Source organism: Christiangramia forsetii KT0803 (genome assembly GCF_000060345.1).
GTDB lineage: Bacteria > Bacteroidota > Bacteroidia > Flavobacteriales > Flavobacteriaceae > Christiangramia > Christiangramia forsetii.
In genome coordinates this window covers 2,262,759-2,281,272 of the sequence record NC_008571.1, presented here as the reverse complement: position 1 = coordinate 2,281,272, position 18,514 = coordinate 2,262,759, and the positions used below count along the sequence as shown (strand labels likewise).

10 protein-coding genes are annotated in these 18,514 nt (G+C 37.7%); 5 read left to right on the top strand and 5 right to left on the bottom strand.

Going from position 1 to position 18,514, the window contains the following annotated elements; genetic code table 11:
* Positions 1–234 precede the first annotated feature (234 nt).
* From GFO_RS10075 to GFO_RS10055, 5 genes are all read right to left on the bottom strand, one after another.
* Positions 235–2,787 (bottom strand): adenosylcobalamin-dependent ribonucleoside-diphosphate reductase, encoded by a 2,553-nt coding sequence (locus GFO_RS10075; RefSeq protein ID WP_011710010.1) that lies wholly within the window; start codon positions 2,785–2,787, stop codon positions 235–237.
* 373 nt (positions 2,788–3,160) lie between these two features.
* On the bottom strand, positions 3,161–4,615 hold the full coding sequence (locus tag GFO_RS10070) for an alpha-amylase (RefSeq protein ID WP_011710009.1): 1,455 nt from the start codon (positions 4,613–4,615) through the stop codon (positions 3,161–3,163).
* Between the two features lie 167 nt (positions 4,616–4,782).
* Positions 4,783–5,940, bottom strand: coding sequence for a SusE domain-containing protein (locus GFO_RS10065; protein WP_011710008.1), 1,158 nt, complete (start codon positions 5,938–5,940; stop codon positions 4,783–4,785).
* A gap of 16 nt (positions 5,941–5,956) precedes the next feature.
* Complete coding sequence (locus tag GFO_RS10060) at positions 5,957–7,558, bottom strand: RagB/SusD family nutrient uptake outer membrane protein (protein WP_011710007.1); 1,602 nt, start codon at positions 7,556–7,558, stop codon at positions 5,957–5,959.
* 18 nt (positions 7,559–7,576) lie between these two features.
* Positions 7,577–10,510 carry a SusC/RagA family TonB-linked outer membrane protein gene (locus GFO_RS10055; protein WP_011710006.1) on the bottom strand — a complete coding sequence of 978 codons (2,934 nt, stop codon included), beginning with the start codon at positions 10,508–10,510 and terminating at the stop codon, positions 7,577–7,579.
* A 223-nt stretch (positions 10,511–10,733) separates the two neighbouring features.
* Between GFO_RS10055 and GFO_RS10050 the strand changes: the two genes are divergently transcribed.
* The 5 genes from GFO_RS10050 (at position 10,734) to GFO_RS10030 (ending at position 18,499) form a co-directional block, all read left to right on the top strand.
* A complete protein-coding gene (locus tag GFO_RS10050; RefSeq protein WP_011710005.1) occupies positions 10,734–11,762 on the top strand; it encodes a LacI family DNA-binding transcriptional regulator in 1,029 nt (342 codons plus the stop codon).
* 129 nt (positions 11,763–11,891) lie between these two features.
* Positions 11,892–13,325: an MFS transporter gene (locus GFO_RS10045; RefSeq protein ID WP_011710004.1), complete on the top strand. Its 1,434-nt coding sequence runs from the start codon at positions 11,892–11,894 to the stop codon at positions 13,323–13,325.
* Positions 13,312–13,992, top strand: coding sequence for a beta-phosphoglucomutase (gene pgmB, locus GFO_RS10040; protein ID WP_011710003.1), 681 nt, complete (start codon positions 13,312–13,314; stop codon positions 13,990–13,992). Before GFO_RS10045 ends, pgmB begins: the two co-directional genes overlap by 14 nt.
* Positions 13,992–16,298 carry a glycoside hydrolase family 65 protein gene (locus GFO_RS10035; RefSeq protein ID WP_011710002.1) on the top strand — a complete coding sequence of 769 codons (2,307 nt, stop codon included), beginning with the start codon at positions 13,992–13,994 and terminating at the stop codon, positions 16,296–16,298. Before pgmB ends, GFO_RS10035 begins: the two co-directional genes overlap by 1 nt.
* A gap of 341 nt (positions 16,299–16,639) precedes the next feature.
* A complete protein-coding gene (locus GFO_RS10030; RefSeq protein WP_011710001.1) occupies positions 16,640–18,499 on the top strand; it encodes a glycoside hydrolase family 13 protein in 1,860 nt (619 codons plus the stop codon).
* Positions 18,500–18,514 lie beyond the last annotated feature (15 nt).

Below are 18,514 nucleotides of genomic sequence, written 5' to 3'. Positions count from 1 at the left end.
TTAGGAATTAAAGATTTCTCACTCCGCTTCGCTACGAATCGAAATGACCTAGTTTAATGTGTTTTTGATTATAGAATCAATGTCATCTCGCCCCAAGGGAGAGATCTCTTTTGAGTTAGAATTGATCAAGAGATTTCTCACTCCGCTATGCTACGTATCTAAATGACAATTTTTAATAATAAAAAAGGCCCTCATATTGAGAGCCTTTTTTATCAGTTATAACAGTCCGGACGATTAACCACACTTAGAAGAACCACAGTCCTTACAGGTTAAACATCCTTCCTGGTAAATTAAGTTTGAAGAATTACAGTTGGTACATTTTTCCTTCTTGGCAACAGTACCATCAGCAATAAAACGCTTAAGAGCTCTTACCACACCATTTTTCCAGGTGTTGATAGACTCACTGTTTAATTGCAAACTATTAATAAGGTCTACCACATTATCTATAGACATTCCGTGACGCAGTGTACTGGAAATTAGTTTCGCGTAGTTCCAGAATTCTGGATTGAACTTGTGCGAAAGCCCTTCAATAGTTGTCTTATATCCTCGTTTATTTTCATATTGGAAATCATAACGAGAGGTGCCATCTTCATTTCTATTCTTAATAATAAGACCTTCGTTTACCCAACGCGGAATTAAAATTCCTTCTTCATCATCTGCAAATCCAGTAAAGATCTCATAAGGACGCCCATCCACTAAACCGATAAAGGCAATCCATTTATCTTTATTATTTTGGAAACGCACCACATCTGCGGTAAGTGTTTCAGGTCTTTTTAGAGGAAAATCTCCGGCAGTCTGTTCGTTTTCTTCCTTTTTCTCTTCGTTTGAAATCAATACTCCAGAACGCGATCCATCACGATAAACGGTGACTCCTTTGCAACCCGCTTCCCATGCTTCCAGATATAATTTTCCAACAAGGTCTTCGCTAGCATCATTAGGAAGGTTAATAGTTACACTAATGGAATGATCTATCCATTTTTGAACGGCTCCCTGCATTTTCACTTTGCTTAGCCAATCTACATCGTTAGAGGTTGCTTGATAATATGGAGATAATTTAACCAATTTGTCAAGCTCTTCCTGAGTATAATTTTCATTCGTATCATGACCATTGGCTCTCATCCACTCTTTAAATCTATGGTGGAAAACAACATATTCTTCCCAGGAATCCCCAACTTCATCCACGAAATCTACCCGGGCATTTTTATCATTAGGATTTACTTTTCTTCTTCTTTTATAAACAGGTAAGAATACAGGCTCAATTCCAGAACTTGTTTGCGTCATTAAGCTGGTAGTTCCTGTTGGGGCGATGGTTAGAAGCGCAATATTTCTTCTTCCATATTCCAGCATATCATAATAAAGCTTTTCATCTGCCTCTTTAAGTCTTAAGATGAACGGATTGTCTTTTTCTCTTTCTGAATCAAAAATAGAGAAAGCTCCTCTTTCTTTCGCTGTATCTACAGAAGCACGGTATGCTGCTAGTGCAATCTTTTTGTGAATATCTACTGAAAAATCAATTCCTTCCTTGCTACCGTATCTAATTCCAAGTCCGGCAAGCATATCTCCTTCAGCAGTAATTCCAATTCCGGTTCTTCTTCCTTCATCAGCTTTTTTGCGGATATTAAGCCACAGATTCTTTTCTACTGCTTTTACCTCTTCATTTTCCGGATCGGCATCGATTTTGGCAATGATTTTATCTATCTTTTCCAATTCAAGGTCAATAATATCATCCATGATCCTTTGAGCGGCACCAATATGTTTTTTGAAGAGCTCATAGTTAAAATGTGCTTTTTCAGTAAATGGTTCTTCTACATAAGAGAAAAGATTGATCGCTAGTAAACGACAGGAATCATAAGGACATAATGGAATTTCTCCGCATGGATTTGTAGAAACCGTTTTATAACCAAGATCATCATAACAATCTGGAACCGACTCATTAATTACGGTATCCCAGAAAAGAATTCCTGGCTCGGCAGATTTCCAGGCATTATGCACGATCTTTTTCCAAAGCTTATCTGCTTCAATATCTTTTGAAAACTTAGGGTCTTTACTGAAGACTGGATACGTCTGTGTGTAATTGCCGTTATTCTTAACAGCTTTCATGAAATTATCGTCGATTCTAACTGAAACATTGGCACCTGTAACTTTGCCCTGTTCCATTTTAGCATCGATAAAATCTTCAGCATCGGGATGGTTGATAGATACTGATAGCATCAAAGCTCCACGACGACCGTCCTGAGCAACTTCTCTGGTAGAATTTGAATAACGCTCCATAAAAGGAACAATTCCGGTAGAGGTTAAAGCGGAATTCTTAACCGCAGATCCCTTTGGGCGTATGTGCGAAAGGTCATGACCAACTCCGCCACGGCGTTTCATCAACTGTACCTGCTCCTGATCAATCTTCATAATCCCTCCATAAGAATCTGAAACTCCATCATTTCCAATTACGAAACAATTGGAAAGAGAGCCAACCTGGTAAGGATTCCCAATTCCAGCCATCGGGCTGCCCTGAGGTACAATATATTTAAAGTTCTTAATAAGGTCAAAAACTTCATCTTCACTCATGGAGTTCGGATACTTTTTTTCAACCCTGGCAATTTCTTTTGCGATACGCCTGTGCATATCATCTGGGGTTTGTTCGTAAATATTCCCATCAGAATCTTTAAGGGCATATTTATTTACCCAAACTCTGGCGGCGAGGTCGTCACCTTTGAAATATTTAAGCGAAGCTTCATAAGCCTGTTCCTGGGTATATGTTTGTGGAACGACTGATTTTTCTTGTACAGGCATATAAATGAGATTTTTAGGTTAGAAATTCGTTATTCGAGTGGTATAAAACTACACAAAGAATTGAGATAATTAACAATGGGTTTAAAAAAAGTTATCAATAAAAACATGTTAATATATTGATAATCAAACAACTAAAAAATTACTAACAATTAAAAGTTGACAAATAATGAAAATAATAAATTTACTTCCATAGATTTTATGTTTCATCTATAGTGAGGGATTAAGATTGAAATTCCAAACGAAAACTTCGAAAATATTATAAAAGAATAATAAATGTCAGGATGGAGAGGTAGACGGCATAGAAAAAAAGAGGCTCCGCATAGAGCGGAGCCTTCTTTGAATTAACACCTATGAAAATTCAAAATAAAAAGGTTTATTTCGTAATCGAGTAAATTGCATATCCGTTAGACGGAGCCTCGATCTGAACCATCCCATTTTCATCGGAGGTAGGGTTGTATGATGAATTACCGCTATAATCCATAAGGGTAATATTATTCCAGTTTGAACTAACAGTTCTTCTTTTTGTGTTATTACTGATGCTAATATATAGAATTAATCCAGGATTTGTACCTGTACCACTTCTTTTCATAACATATTCATCATTATCAACATAAAGAATTTCAGTTTCTCCTGTCGCGATACTATTATGAATAGCGATCATTTGTTTTATTTCATCCTGAAAATCAGCATTTTCGTAATCTGAATAAAAGATGGTTGGATATCCTGGATGGGTTAGAATATATGCGTAGGCTTTCAGTTTATTTTGAGAAGCGATATAATTATCTACATTATCATCTTTTTCGGTATCATGGTTTGCTGTAAAAGTAACGGCATTCTCTGGATCTGTTTTCCATAGCATATCTTTTTCAAGATTGGTAAGATCTTTAAATCTGTCCAAACTTTCTTCCAGTTTATAAAAAGTAGAAAAATCAAAAGCAGCTGAACCAGATGCTTCAATCCAATCTCGGAGAACATCTGGGTTTCCATCAAAATTTTCTCCTACAGAAAAGCCACCAACTTCAGCAAGCCATTCTTTTACTACCCAGGGTTCGAAACCTTTTACATAATCAAAACGCCAGCCATCAAAGCCCATTACATTCTTGTAGTATTTAGCTACAGAGTTTTCATCTTTCCAAAGCCAGTTTTGTACTCTGTCCAGGTGGTGATCTAAATTGGTTTCAGGATAAAATAAACTTCCTGGATCATACTCACTAACGCTATTAGGATAAAAATCTTCGTAAGTTCTATTGAACATACCAGAAGCATTCCCATTTTCTTCATTAAATAGGGTGTAAGTTTCATAGTCACGGTACGGATTATATTGAAGTCCGCCACCAGAGTTATGGTTAATTACAATATCTGCAATTACTTCCAGATCGTTATCATGGGCCGTAGCGATGAGATTTTCCAGTTCTTCACGAGATCCAAATCGGGTTTCCACGGTTCCCTGTTGTTCATAATTTCCAAAATCATAATAATCTGAAGGATCATATCCCATAGAAAATGGACCTGATTGCCCTTTGGATGCTACCGGAAGCCAGATGCGATCAACACCCGCATCTGCCCAGCCAGGTACTTTTTCTGAAAGGAGATCCCACCACTCAAAGCGAGGTTCTACGTCCCAGTAAAAAGCCTGCATCATTACTCTTTGATCATTATCAAAGGCAGCAAGATCTATCGCTTCGGGTTCTGCTGGAGTAGGTTGTTCTGTTCCTATTCCGTCATCTGTTGGATCTAAAGGATCGTTGTTATCATCGTCTGTAGAGCAGGAACTAAAAATTAAAGTTACTGCAAGCATGAAAACATTAAAATATTTTATTTTTTTCATTTTATAGAATTTTAGAAAAAAAAGGCTGTCTAAAAAAATGATTTTTCGTCATGCTAAACTCGGTTCAGCTTCTAAATTCGATTGACAATCAATCTCTTAAGATCCTGAAATAAATTCAGGATGACGATATTTTCACTTTTTGACAGCCTCTTTTAAAATTATGTTTTTTACGGTTCTAATGGAATGAATATATATCTTCCAGTCAGGTCATTAAACCATACTTCATAAGTTCCTGCAGAAGCCATAATGTCATCACCGGTGGCCTGACCGCTAGGGAAATTCTCTCCACCGCCCCAGCTAGTGTCCCATGCAAGATTTGCTCTGAATTTTAGAGGTCCATCTGTTAGTGTTACGCTTTCAGCATACCAAATATGAGAATCAAAATTTAATTGAGTGAGTTGAATATCTGGAGTAGGATTATCATCACCTGGCCAGCCAACAGAAGTTCCTGCTCCTACAAGACCAATTACATCATAAGAAGCTGCAGAACTTGCGTCAACCTCTTCAAAAGTATAGGTCATATCTTCTGTATTTACAGAGAAACTATAGTAAGCATCTGAATCTACAGGAAAAGCACTAGGATCTTCACCTAAAATTTCGCTGTTGGTAAAATTACCATCAGAAAGTCCCCATTGTGGTTGCCATGCTCCACGCATACTCAGTAATTTAAAGCCTTCAACCGCTGCTCCACCAGCAAAACGTCCTTGGAAATAAAATACATTATCATTCTCAGAGTCTCTGAAAAGAGGCATGTTATTATTGTTATTATCCCAGCCTGCTGCCGTTGCATCACCTACTAAAAATAAATTCATTTTAGTTTCCTCTTCCTCTTCAGAAGCTTCAGGTAGTGTAACATTTAAAGAAGCGGCATCAGAGATTTCTTCAAGAGCATTTCCACCATCAGTTCCGGCAAAAGCACGAACCCTGAAATAAATAACTCCTGTATTAGGCATCTCTTCTGTGGCAGGATCATTATCAAGTCCAGCATCTACAGCAAGAGACATCATTTGTGCAATGGTCACTCCAAGATTTGTTTCTGAAGTGGTTCCGATAACATCAAAACTTGAAAAATCCTGAGTTGCTGAACCCTGAAGTTCATAAGTAACCGTAGTTGGAGCTCCAAAATCTACTTCATTCCAAACGAACCTTTCAGCTAAATTAGTAGAAGAGGCTGCATTTAAGGTGTAGTTAGAAGCAAATGATGTTGTAAAATTAACACCTTCTGGATCTGGTTGCGCTGTAAATACCACATCATCATCATGTTCACAGGATGAAAATCCAATTACAGCGATCATCGTTAGTAAGAATATTGAAAGTTTTTTCATTGTTGTATTATTAATATTAGTAACCTGGGTTCTGTGTTAAATTTGTGTTTACTCCTAAATCTGCAGCCGGAATAGGCATAAGGTTTCTGAAAGATTGCGTAGTCGCTCCCTGAGGGACACCACCTTTGTAAGGCCAGATTCCATTTTCTGAAAATTGGTTGAAACGGATTAAATCTGTTCTTCTATGTGCTTCCCAGTATAATTCCCTTGCTCTTTCACTAAGTATGAAATCCAGGGTAAGATCTGAACCCGAAATAGTTTCAGCTCCTACACGTTCACGTAAATCGTTAATATAACCTACGGCTGTGCTCTGGCTTCCACCACCACCTCTTACAACAGCTTCAGCATACATCAGGTAAGCATCTCCAAGACGGAATAATGGAAAGTCTGTGTCTGGAAATTCTCCAGTAGCATCAGAGCCCTGGTTCCCGTCAACATCCACATTTTTATACTTGGTGACAGCATAACCATCAGTGAAACTTGAAATATCATTGATCTCTTTACTCTGTCCTTCTGAAAAGAACAGTGCTCTTTGATCTGCTACTTCTTCAATAGGATTATCGTTGTTGTCTAAAAACTTGTTTACCAAAGCAGAAGTGGTTCTAAGTCCTGCCCATCCACTATTTACTCCAAAGCTTTCCGGATCCATATCCCCACCAATGGATGCATGGATAATAAAAGTCATTCCCCCGTAAGATTGTGTCTTCTGACCATCAAAAGCAACTGGAAAAATAATTTCATTTTGAGCTCCATTCGAATTATTATCGGCAAGGAAAAGTTTTTGATAAGAATCTGATAGTTGGTAACTAGCATTGATCACCTTTTCAGTATATGTAATTACATCGCTATTTCTATCTTCACCAATATAGACTGGTGCATTTAAATAAAGCTTAGATAATAACATCCAGGCTGCACCTTGATCTGCTCGTGCATATTCATTTTGACCCGCAGCTATAAGATCGTCTTCGATATCTAATAATTCAGATTCTATATAATCAAACAAGGCCGGGCGTTCAATTTGTTCAGGCAAAAAGGCTCCAATAGGATCTTCTTCTGTAACAAAAGGTGGATTTCCGAAGAGATCCAGCGTATGATAATAAGATAGGGCTCTTAAGAAACGTGCTTCTGCACGATAATCCTGAATATTTGCTCTTGTCTCATCGTCTACGCCTCTGGAGTCAAGTAACTCTGGAGTAGTTTGTCTTAAGAACTCATTGGTTAATGCAACCTGATACAATAACCTGGAATACATGGTTCTTATAAATTCATTTCCAGAGGTCCAGTTTTGGGAATGTAGATCTTTAATCGTTCCATCATTCCATCCAATAACAGCCTCATCTGTAGTTAATTCCTGCATCATGAAGTATAACCTCATATATTGCGAAAATCCTTCATCAAGTCCTTCAAGATCGGGATCTCCAGCAGGTCCTTCCTGACCGCTTATCGCAAGTCCGGCATATAGTTTTGCCAGGAACTGCTTATAAGACTCGGAATCTTTGAATACTGTCTCTGCGGATTGCCTGTTATCTTCAGGCTGCAATTCCAGTTCACTTTCGCAGGACCAAACCATGATCGCCGCGAAGAGTGTTAGAAGAATTGGTTTTAATTTATGGTACATAGCTTATTTATTTTTATGTTACTTAAATTGAAAATTTACACCAAGAACGAAGGTTCTTGATCTTGGATAGAAGTTGTTATCTATCCCATTTGAAATTTCAGGGTCCAGGCCTTCGTAATCTGTAATAGTCAATATGTTTGATACAGTAACAGAAGGTCTAATGTCTATCTTTTCTCCAGGTATGAAGTATCCTAAAGAAAGATTATCCAGTTTCACGAAATCTGCGCTTTGCACATAGTAATCTGAGAAAAACTGACTATTCTGAAAGTTTGTTTCTAAAACATTGCTGTTAAGGTTTGAGTAATAGTCCTGCGGAGTTACCGTTCCTGCAGTAATAAATCCATTACTGGACTGTGCATTGTTATAAACATAGTTTCCAAAACTTCCTCTAAAGGTAAAGCTTAAATCAAAGTTCTTATAATTAAGCGTGTTAGTTAATCCCATAAAATAGTCTGGGGTCGCTTTTTTATAAGGTTGTCTATCTGCTTCTGTAATTTCATTATCTCCATTAACATCTACATAAGCCCCTTCAATAGGTTGTCCCTGATCATTATAAACCTGTCTGAAAACAAAGAATGTAGAAGGATCGTACCCGGCTTTCCATAACTGAATGTTGTTACCAACACCACCACCAATTCCTCCCTGAGGAATAAAGTAATCTGGATCATCGCCAAGAGAAAGCTTGGTGATTTCAAGATCCTGAAAAGATATATTATAATTTACACTCCAGTTAAAATCCTGGCTTCTTACCAAATCTCCATTTATGCCTACTTCAACACCGCGACTTACAGTTTCACCAACATTGGTCACCAGTAGATCTGAAAGGTTAGCACCTGCCGGAACAGGAACAGTAGCTAGAAGGTCGTTGGTTTCACGATAATAAGCATCTACGCTACCACTTAATCTATTGTCGAAAAAGCCAAAATCAATCCCTGCATTATAGGTCTCAAGTTCTTCCCATTTCAAATCCTCATCAAAATCTTCTGGTCTCAACGTATTAAAAAATTGATTTCCAAATTGATACTGAGCTCCGGAAATACTTGGGGTATAAACTCCGAAATAACCGTAGTTAGGGCCAATCTCCTGGTTACCGGTGATTCCATATCCAGCTCTTAATTTCAACTGGTTTAAAGTTTCAGAATCCTTTAAGAAATTTTCTTCATGAAGCTTCCATCCAATAGAGGCAGATGGAAAACTACTCCAACGATTGTCTGGAGAGAACCTCGAAGAACCATCCCTTCTATAACTAGCAGAAATCAGGTATTTATTGGCAATATCAAAACTTGCTCTGGCAAAATATGATTCTAAAGAGTTTCTGTTAATGTCAAAGGTTTCGGTAATGATATCGTTCGGATTTTCCCTGGTTTGACTTTGGATATAAAATTCCTGATACGAATGTCCTGCAGTCAAGTCTACCTCGGTATTTAGGAAATTTACTTCATCTTTAAAATTCAAATAGAAATCGAATAAGGTATTTCTATTAATTCCCGAGTAATCTTCATTATAAGGAGATTCTACATTGGTTACTGCTGCAGATGTAAATGGCCTGCGATTGTAACCATCATTTTCAGCGTAATCAAAACCTGCATTAGCATTAAATTTTAATTCCCTTAAAAATGGAAATCTATATTCCACATTTAAATTGGTGATATTACGCCTAGTCTCTCCTTGTGAGTCACGTAAATACAATAATGCTAGCGGATTTCTGGTAGCCTGATTTAAAGGAACTATATCTCCGTTGTCATTGGTTCTGTTGAATTCAAAATACCCTCCAAAAGGAAGACTGCTGTCATTTACAGACTGTGTTGGATCAAATCCAACGGCAGCACCAATTGCACCATCATCGGCAAATTCATTTTCATCAATAATACCTTTTGAAGTAAGGCTCAATTTAAGGCTGTTATCAAAAAGATCCTGGTTCAATGAGATATTTACAGCATTCCGTTTGTATAGATCTGTTCTAAGTACTCCTGTTTGTACGGTGTTGTTATAATTAACTCTAAAAGCAAAATTTTCAAAACCTTTAGAAATGGTAAAGTTTGAAATGGTTCCTACGGAAGTTTGATAAATCCTGTCCTGCCAATTTGTATTATCATCTCCAAGAAGAGAAGGATCTGTTCCTGGCTGATTTTCGATAAGTTCTCTAAACTGTGCAGCATCCAGAACATCTACTTTATCTGTGATGCTTCCTACAGATGCTTTAACATCTACTTCTACACTTAGATCGGTATTTTTCTTTCCAGATTTAGTGGTGATAAGTATTACCCCGTTGGAAGCTCTCGAACCATAAATAGAAGTTGCAGCAGCATCTTTAAGAATTACGAAGTCTTCAATTTCGCTTGGGTTAATAGAGTTTAATTGGTTTCTTACTCCCTGTACACCTCTTTGGTCTAATGGAATCCCATCTACCACAATAAGTGGTGAGTTATCTCCGGAAAGGGAAGAACCCCCACGAATTCTAATTTCAGAACCTGAACCGGGTGCACCCCCACTGGAGGTAATCCTAACTCCGGCAGATTTACCTGAAATTAATTGTTCTGGTGATACCACAGCTCCCTGATTGAATTCTTCAGGAGATATCTTTTCTACCGCTCCGGTAGCATCCTGTTCTGAAGTAGATCCATATCCTATTAGAACAACTTCATCCAGAGTAGCCTGATCTTCATCAAGCTGCACATCTAAAGTTGCCTGTCCCTCATAAGGGATCTCCTGACTAGCGAATCCTAGAAAGGAAAACTGTAGAATATCATCGGTTGCAACGTTTTCAATAGTATAATTACCATCAAAATCTGTGGTAGTACCATTGGAGGTACCTTTAACTATAACATTCACACCTGGAATTGGCAGGCCGGTCGAAGTCTCGATCACATTACCACTAACAGTGTTTTGGGCAAAAAAGCTCATCGGTAGCATGAACAGCAAAAACAATGTGCTTTTAATTAAAGTTCTCATAAATTTTCTATTGGTTTTTACTAAAAATTAACCTTATATTTTTACTTCCTGAGGTTAAATGTATGTAAATTCTGCAGCAAAAATCGGCGAGTCTCCACTATTACTGCGACGAAAACGTTTTCGTGTTGAAAACTTTTTTCAGTTAAGGAGTTCATAATTAAATTATAGTAATTTTGCTGAATTATAATTACTTGCCTATTTCAAAAAAGAATACTGAAACTAAATGAAGCCAAAACTTACTTTAAAAAAAATTGCGAAAGAATTGGATGTGTCAATTTCCACTGTTTCAAAAGCTCTAAGGGATAGTCATGAAATTGGAGAAGAAACTCGAGAAAAGATCAAAGCTTTCGCAAAGCACTATAATTATAAGCCTAATAATATAGCGCTTAGCCTTAAAAACAGAAAAACTAAAACAATTGGTATCATTATTCCTGAGATCGTCCATCATTTCTTTACAACGGTTATTAGCGGAGTAGAGAAGGTAGCTAATGAAATGGGGTATAACGTTTTTGTATGTCTATCAGATAACTCCTTTGATAAGGAAGTCCTGAATATGGAGATGCTCGCCAATGGTAGCACAGATGGTTTTATTCTTTCCCTTGCAAAGGAAACTATGCAAAAAGGGGATTATCATCATCTTGTAGAGGCAATTAACCAGGGAATGCCCTTAGTGTTGTTTGATAGGGTTGTAGATGATATTGCCTGTGACAAAGTGATCATAGATGATGTTACGGGTGGAAAAAAGGCGGTACAATATTTAATAAACTGCGGATGCCAGAATATTGCATTGATTTCTACCGTTGATTATGTAAGTGTTGGTAAACTGCGGACTCACGGGTATAAGCAGGCATTAGTCGAAAATAATATTGAAATTAATGAAGATCTTATTTTAAAGATCGAAGAAATAGAAGACAGTGAGGCTGAAATTGAAGAATTTCTAAAGAATAAAAAGGTTGATGGCGTTTTTGCTGTAAATGAGCATTTTGCCATTTCGGCTATTAAAACTATTCAGGAACAGGGAAAAAAGGTGCCCGAAGATGTTTCAGTAGTAGGTTTTACAGATGGAGAACTTTCCAAGCGATTTATTCCAAGTTTAACCACGGTAAGTCAGCATGGAATGAAGATGGGAGAAGAATCTGCCCGGCTTTTAATTGAAAAACTGGAGCGAACTCCAAGTGAAGATGATTACTACAAAACCATTATTGTAGAGACTGAATTGGTGACTCGAAATTCAACAAAATCAAAGAAATAAGTTGTTCGTTTCAAAAAAACTATATATTTGCCTTAGTTAAAATTTTATCAGAACTTATATTTTTACTTCCTACCTATTATAAGTTTTGATAAGTCTTAGTGCTTATCGTAGACCATTTAAAATCACGATATGCAAAAACCCCGTTTAAAGTTTTGGGATATCTGGAACATGAGTTTTGGATTCCTGGGTATTCAGTTTGGTTTTGCTCTTCAGGGCTCTACCATGTCCCGTATTTTCGAAACTCTGGGAGCAGAGAAAGATAATATTCCTTTATTATGGATCGCCGCGCCTCTTGCAGGTTTGATAGTGCAACCTATCATTGGTTATCTAAGTGATAACACCTGGCATAAAAACCTTGGTAGAAGAAGACCTTTTTTTCTACTTGGAGCGATATTGAGTTCCATAGCTTTGCTTTTAATGCCGTATTCTTCAGCCGTTTGGATGGCCGCCGGACTTTTATTAGTACTGGATGCTTCCATCAATATTTCCATGGAGCCTTTCCGAGCTTTGGTTGCCGATAAATTGCCAGATTCACAACGTAGCTACGGTTTTGTGATTCAAACACTAATTATTGGGATAGGTACCTGGATAGCGAGCAACCTGCCAAAATTCATGAATAACGTATTGGATATTAGTAATGAAGCCGCTCCGGGAGTTGTTCCGGAATCGGTAAAGGTTGCTTTTATTGTTGGAGCCGTAGTGTTTATAGGTTCAATTCTGGTTACCATTTTTACTACGAAGGAATATACTCCTGAAGAGATGAAAAAATTCGATCCGGATTCCGAAGAAGAAAAGGATGAAGGCATGCTGAAGACCATTCTTGGTACGTATGCTTTAATGCCTAAGATCATGAAAAAATTGGGAGTGGTACAATTCTTCTCCTGGTTTGCATTTTTTGCAATGTGGACTTTGGCTAATCCTGCATTAACCAGTCATATTTATAATGCACCAAAACCTCAAATTGAAGAATTTGCGCAACTGGATGCTGAAGGAAATATTCAATATGATGCAGACCGTGTGATCCTTTTTCAGGATGACCAGACAAGATTAGAATACTCTGAACGAGATAAAAGTTATAACGAGGCCAGTGATGATGTAGGTTCCAAAATGGGAATTTACGGACTGTCTTCCATGGCTTTTGCACTTCTGCTTACCTTCTATACTTCCAGATTTGCGATCAACAGAAAGATCGTACACATGGGAAGTTTGATTTTAGGAGGGATTGGCTTTCTGCTGATGTTCTTTATTCCCGGAGAACCAGATATGCTTTATATATGCTTCGGCCTGATCGGTTTTGCGTGGGGAAGTATTCTTTCCATGCCTTATGCTATGCTGTCAAGCTCCGTAGAATCTTCAAAAATGGGGTTAATGATGGGGGTATTTAATATGTTTATTGTGGTTCCACAAATTATAGCAGCATTGGGCGGTGTAGTTTTCCTTCAGAAATTAATTGGAGAAGAATCTATACATGCGATGAGCGTGGCCGGTATTTTTCTTTTACTGGCGGCATTTTCAAATTTATTAATAACTGATAGAAAAGCGATAAAATATGACCCAGCATAGAATGAATAATCATAAAGCATTCATATTCGATCTGGATGGAGTGATCGTAGATACGGCTAAATTTCATTTTCTAGCCTGGAGAAAACTTGCTAATGATCTTGGTTTTGATTTTACCGAAGAACAAAATGAACAGTTAAAAGGTGTTAGCCGGGTAGAATCCTTAAAAAAGATCCTCAAGTGGGGAGATAGGCAACTTTCCGAAGAAGAATTTAATAGACAAATGGCGCTTAAGAATGAAAATTATCTGTCTTATGTAGAAGAGATGGATCAGAAAGAAATTCTTCCGGGAGTCGAAAAAGTATTGAATTATTTAATAGAACATAATATTCCCTTTGCACTTGGTTCGGCCAGTAAAAATGCCAGAACCATTCTGAAGAAAATTGATCTGTACGACAAATTTGACGCTATTGTGGATGGTACAGATGTAAGTAAAGCCAAGCCAGATCCTGAAGTCTTCCTGATCGCCGCGGAAAAATTAAATACAGAACCTCAGAATTGTGTGGTGTTTGAAGATTCGGTGGCCGGAGTACAGGCAGCCAATAATGGGGAAATGACCAGTATTGGAATTGGTAATAAGAAAGTACTGGATGAAGCAGATTATATTTTTGCTGATTTTAGGGAGATTGAAATAGAGTTTATTGAAAAATTATTGAGAAACGAGAAGTAATGAATCAAGATTATATAAAACCTGATGCGTGGTCTATTATAGAAGAAGAGTTTGACCAGGGGAGAGTAAAATCTTCAGAAAGTCTATTCAGTATCGGGAATGGAGCCATGGGCCAGAGGGCCAATTTTGAAGAACAATATTCCGGTCCCAGTTTTCAGGGAAGCTATATAGGCGGAGTTTATTATCCGGATAAAACTAAAGTGGGCTGGTGGAAAAATGGTTATCCTGAATATTTTGCAAAAGTATTGAACGCTCCAAACTGGATCGGGATCAATGTTTTTGTGAATGAAGAAGCTTTAGATCTTAGTACCTGTGAGAAAGTGACAAATTTCCGCAGGGAATTGAATATGAAAGAAGGTTTTCTTGCCAGAAGTTTTGAAGCAACCTTGCCTAACGGAGTGGAAATTGAAGTGAAAGCCCTTCGTTTTCTTTCTATCGTGGATGATGAATTGGGTTCGATAAAGTTTGAAGTAAAACCTTTAAATGCAGATGTTACGGTCCGTTTTGATCCTTATCTGGACGGAAGTATTACCAATACGGATGCCAATTGGGAAGAACGTTTCTGGGAAACTCTGGAAGTGAAATCTGAACAGGAACGGGGATTTATAGTTTCAAAAACGCTAAAAACCGAGTTTCATGTAGGCACTTTTATGCAGTCCGAAATTCTTCTGAATGGAAATAAAGAGAAACTAACTCCTGAAGTGAAAACAGATGAAGACAGGCTTTCTTTCTCTTATTCGGTAGCCGCTAAAAAAGGTGAAACTGCTGCAATTATTAAGTATGCCGGATATGTAACCGATATGAACCATAAAAAAGCTGATCTTATTTCAGCTTCCGGAGGGGTTCTGGAAAAAGCTTTAGATAAAGGTTTTGATCAGCTTAAAAAGGAACAAAAAGAAGCCTGGGCTGCGATCTGGGAGATGGCAGATATCACCATTTCCGGAGATGTAAAAGCACAGCAGGGAATTCGTTTTAATATTTTTCAGTTGAATCAGACTTATTTAGGTAAAGATGAACGCCTGAATATTGGACCTAAAGGATTTACCGGGGAAAAGTATGGAGGAAGCACTTATTGGGATACCGAAGCTTACTGTATTCCTTTTTATATGGCGACCAAAGATCAAAATGTAGCCAGGAAATTGCTTACCTACAGGCATCATCATTTAGAGAAAGCAAAGGAAAATGCCAGTAAACTTGGATTTACTAATGGCGCCGCTTTATACCCGATGGTAACCATGAATGGCGAAGAAAGCCATAACGAGTGGGAGATCACTTTTGAGGAGATTCATCGTAACGGAGCCATGGTTTTTGCCATTTATAATTATGTGCGCTATACAGGTGACTTCAGTTATATTCCTGAAAAAGGATTGGAAGTGATGATCGCGATTGCCAGGTTCTGGCATCAAAGAGCAAATTTCAGCAAAAACAATAATAAATATGTGATTCTTGGGGTTACCGGACCTAATGAATATGAAAACAATGTTCATAATAACTGGTATACTAATTATATCGCAAAATGGTGTATCGAGTACTGTCTGCAAATGATAGATAAGGTAAAAGATGGCCATGAGGATGATTACCATCGCGTGATGGGACTCACTTCATTGAATGAAGGAGAATTGTCTAAATGGAAAGAAGTAGCTGAAGAAATGTATTTCCCCTATTCAGAAGAATATGGAGTGTACCTACAGCAGGACGGATTTTTGGATAAAGAGATCATTCCGGTTGCCGAAATGGATAAGAAACAACGACCTATCAACCAGAAATGGAGTTGGGACAGGATTTTGAGATCTTGTTATATCAAACAGGCTGATGTGCTGCAAGGTTTTTACTTTTTCGAAGATCATTTCAGCAAAGAAGATCTGGAGAAGCATTTTGATTTTTACGAGCCGCTTACGGTTCATGAATCTTCGCTTTCGCCCTGTGTTCACAGTATCCAGGCTGCAGGTTTAGGGAGAATGGAGCAGGCTTATGAATTTTATGTAAGAACTTCACGGCTGGATCTGGACGATTATAACAAGGAAGTAGAAGAGGGTTGTCATATCACCAGTATGGCCGGAACCTGGATGAGTATCGTAGAAGGTTTCGGCGGAATGCGTGTGGAGAATGACCAACTGTCTTTTAAACCTCAAATTCCTGAACAATGGAAAGCTTACTCGTTCAAAGTGAATTTCCGCGATAGAATTTTAAAAGTTGATGTCACTTCAGGTAAAACTGAATTTACACTGGAAGGAGAGGATTCTCTGGAAATTTTGGTTAACGGGAAACTGGTGGAGGTTTTACCGAATATACCTGTAAGTGCTTAAATTTTTTAAAGATTGCTTGTGTATCCGCAAAGTATCATAAAATCATAAATAGCGTCATTCTGTCCCGATAACTATCGGGATTGTTTCAGAACCTCATAAAACTAAGAATCAATAAGGTAGATTGAGACCCTGAAATCGAAGATTGGACAGCGTGAAATAAATTCAGGGTGACGAAACAACTATAGGACAAAAACCGGATATACAAAAAATTTTAAAATCTCTGTCAAACTGAGCCTAGTCGAAGTTTAAGGTAATTGAACTATAGGCCTTCGACTGCGCTCAGGCTGACAAATATTAATAGCTTTTAACGCAACCTCTTTTATTTATAAATTGAAATTAAGATGAAACAACTTTTGTATTTCGTATTTTTCATATTGAGTCTGAATGCTTTTTCGCAAGTAGAAAAAGTAGAACCGCCAAACTGGTGGGTTGGATTTGAAGATTCGAGTCTTCAATTAATGGTCTATGGCGATAATATCGGGAAAGCAACTCCTGCTATTGATTATAATGGAGTGAGTATAGAGAAAGTAAGCAAGGCTGATAGTCCGAATTACTTATTTATAGACCTCAAAATTTCTAAAGAAGCCAAACCCGGAAATTTTGATCTGATTTTTGAAATGCCTGACGGTTCTAAAGAAACCTATGATTATGAATTGGAAGCTCGTTCAAAACCTGCTGAGGATTATGTAGGATTTGACAATTCTGATGCTATTTATTTGATCACTCCAGATCGTTTTGCGAATGGCGATTCTTCCAACGATACGGATGAATCTTTAAATGAAAAAAGTATAGATCGCAATGATGATTATGCCCGTCATGGAGGCGATATTCGGGGAATTATAGATCATTTAGATTATATAGATGAAATGGGATTTACCGCCTTATGGTCTTCGCCTTTATTGATCAATGATATGAAGTCTGGTTCTTACCACGGTTATGCCATGACAGATTTTTATAAGGTAGATCCTCGTTTTGGAACTCTGGAAGAGTATAAAGAACTGGCCGAGAAAGCTGAAGAAAGGGGGATTAAGCTAATTATGGATCAGGTGGCCAATCATGCCGGGGTAGAGCACTGGTGGATGGAAGATCTTCCGTTTAGTGACTGGGTGAATTACCAGGAGCAATATGAGAATGGAGAGAAAATACCACATTCCAACCATCAAAGAACCGCAAATATGGATCTTTATGCTTCAAAAGTTGATAAAAATAGATTAAGCCAGGGCTGGTTTGTAGATACGATGCCAGATCTGAATCAGCGTAATCCCTATATGGCGAAGTATCTTATTCAGAATAATATCTGGTGGATAGAAACTTTAGGGCTTGGCGGGATTCGCCAGGATACTTATCCTTATCCCGATAAAGCATTTATGAGTGATTGGGCTGGAGCTATCATGACCGAATATCCAAATTTTAATATTGTTGGTGAAGAATGGAGCAATAATCCGTTATTGATAAGATATTGGCAGGATGGAGTGGATAATGGATATGATTCCAATTTAAGAAGCACCATGGATTTTGCTATGCAATCGAAAATCGTTGAAGGTTTAAATGAAGCGGAAGGATGGGAAAAAGGACTACACCAATTATATGCCGGTCTTTCCAATGATTTTGTATATGCTTCTCCCGAAAATATTATGATCTTTCCTGATAATCATGATATGAGCAGGATCTTTACTCAGCTAAAGGAAGATATTCCAAATACGAAGATGGCTTTGAGCTATTTACTGGTACTTCCCAGGATTCCTCAAATTTACTACGGAACAGAAATTCTAATGGAAAACACTGCCAAACCTGGAGATCATGGTTTAATTAGAACAGAATTTCCGGGTGGCTGGGAAGATAGTGAAGCCAATGCTTTTACCCGTGAAGGACTTTCCGAAGATCAAAAAGATATGCAGTCTTTTTTGAAGACGATTCTTAACTATCGTAAGAACAGTGATGCGATCCAAAATGGAAAAACCATTCATTTTGCCCCTGAAAATCAAGTGTACTTAATATCTAGAATTTCAGAAAATGAAAAAGTGGTATTGATCCTGAATAAGAATGAGAAATCTATAGAACTGGATCTGGAAAGATTTCAGGAATTAGGACTCGAAGGTTCTTCGATGAAAAATTTAATTTCAGGAGAAAAAATTCAGTGGGACGATTCGCTTCAAATACCTGAAAGAGGTCCGTATTTATTTTCTACCAAAATCAACTAAGAATTTATTAAAACG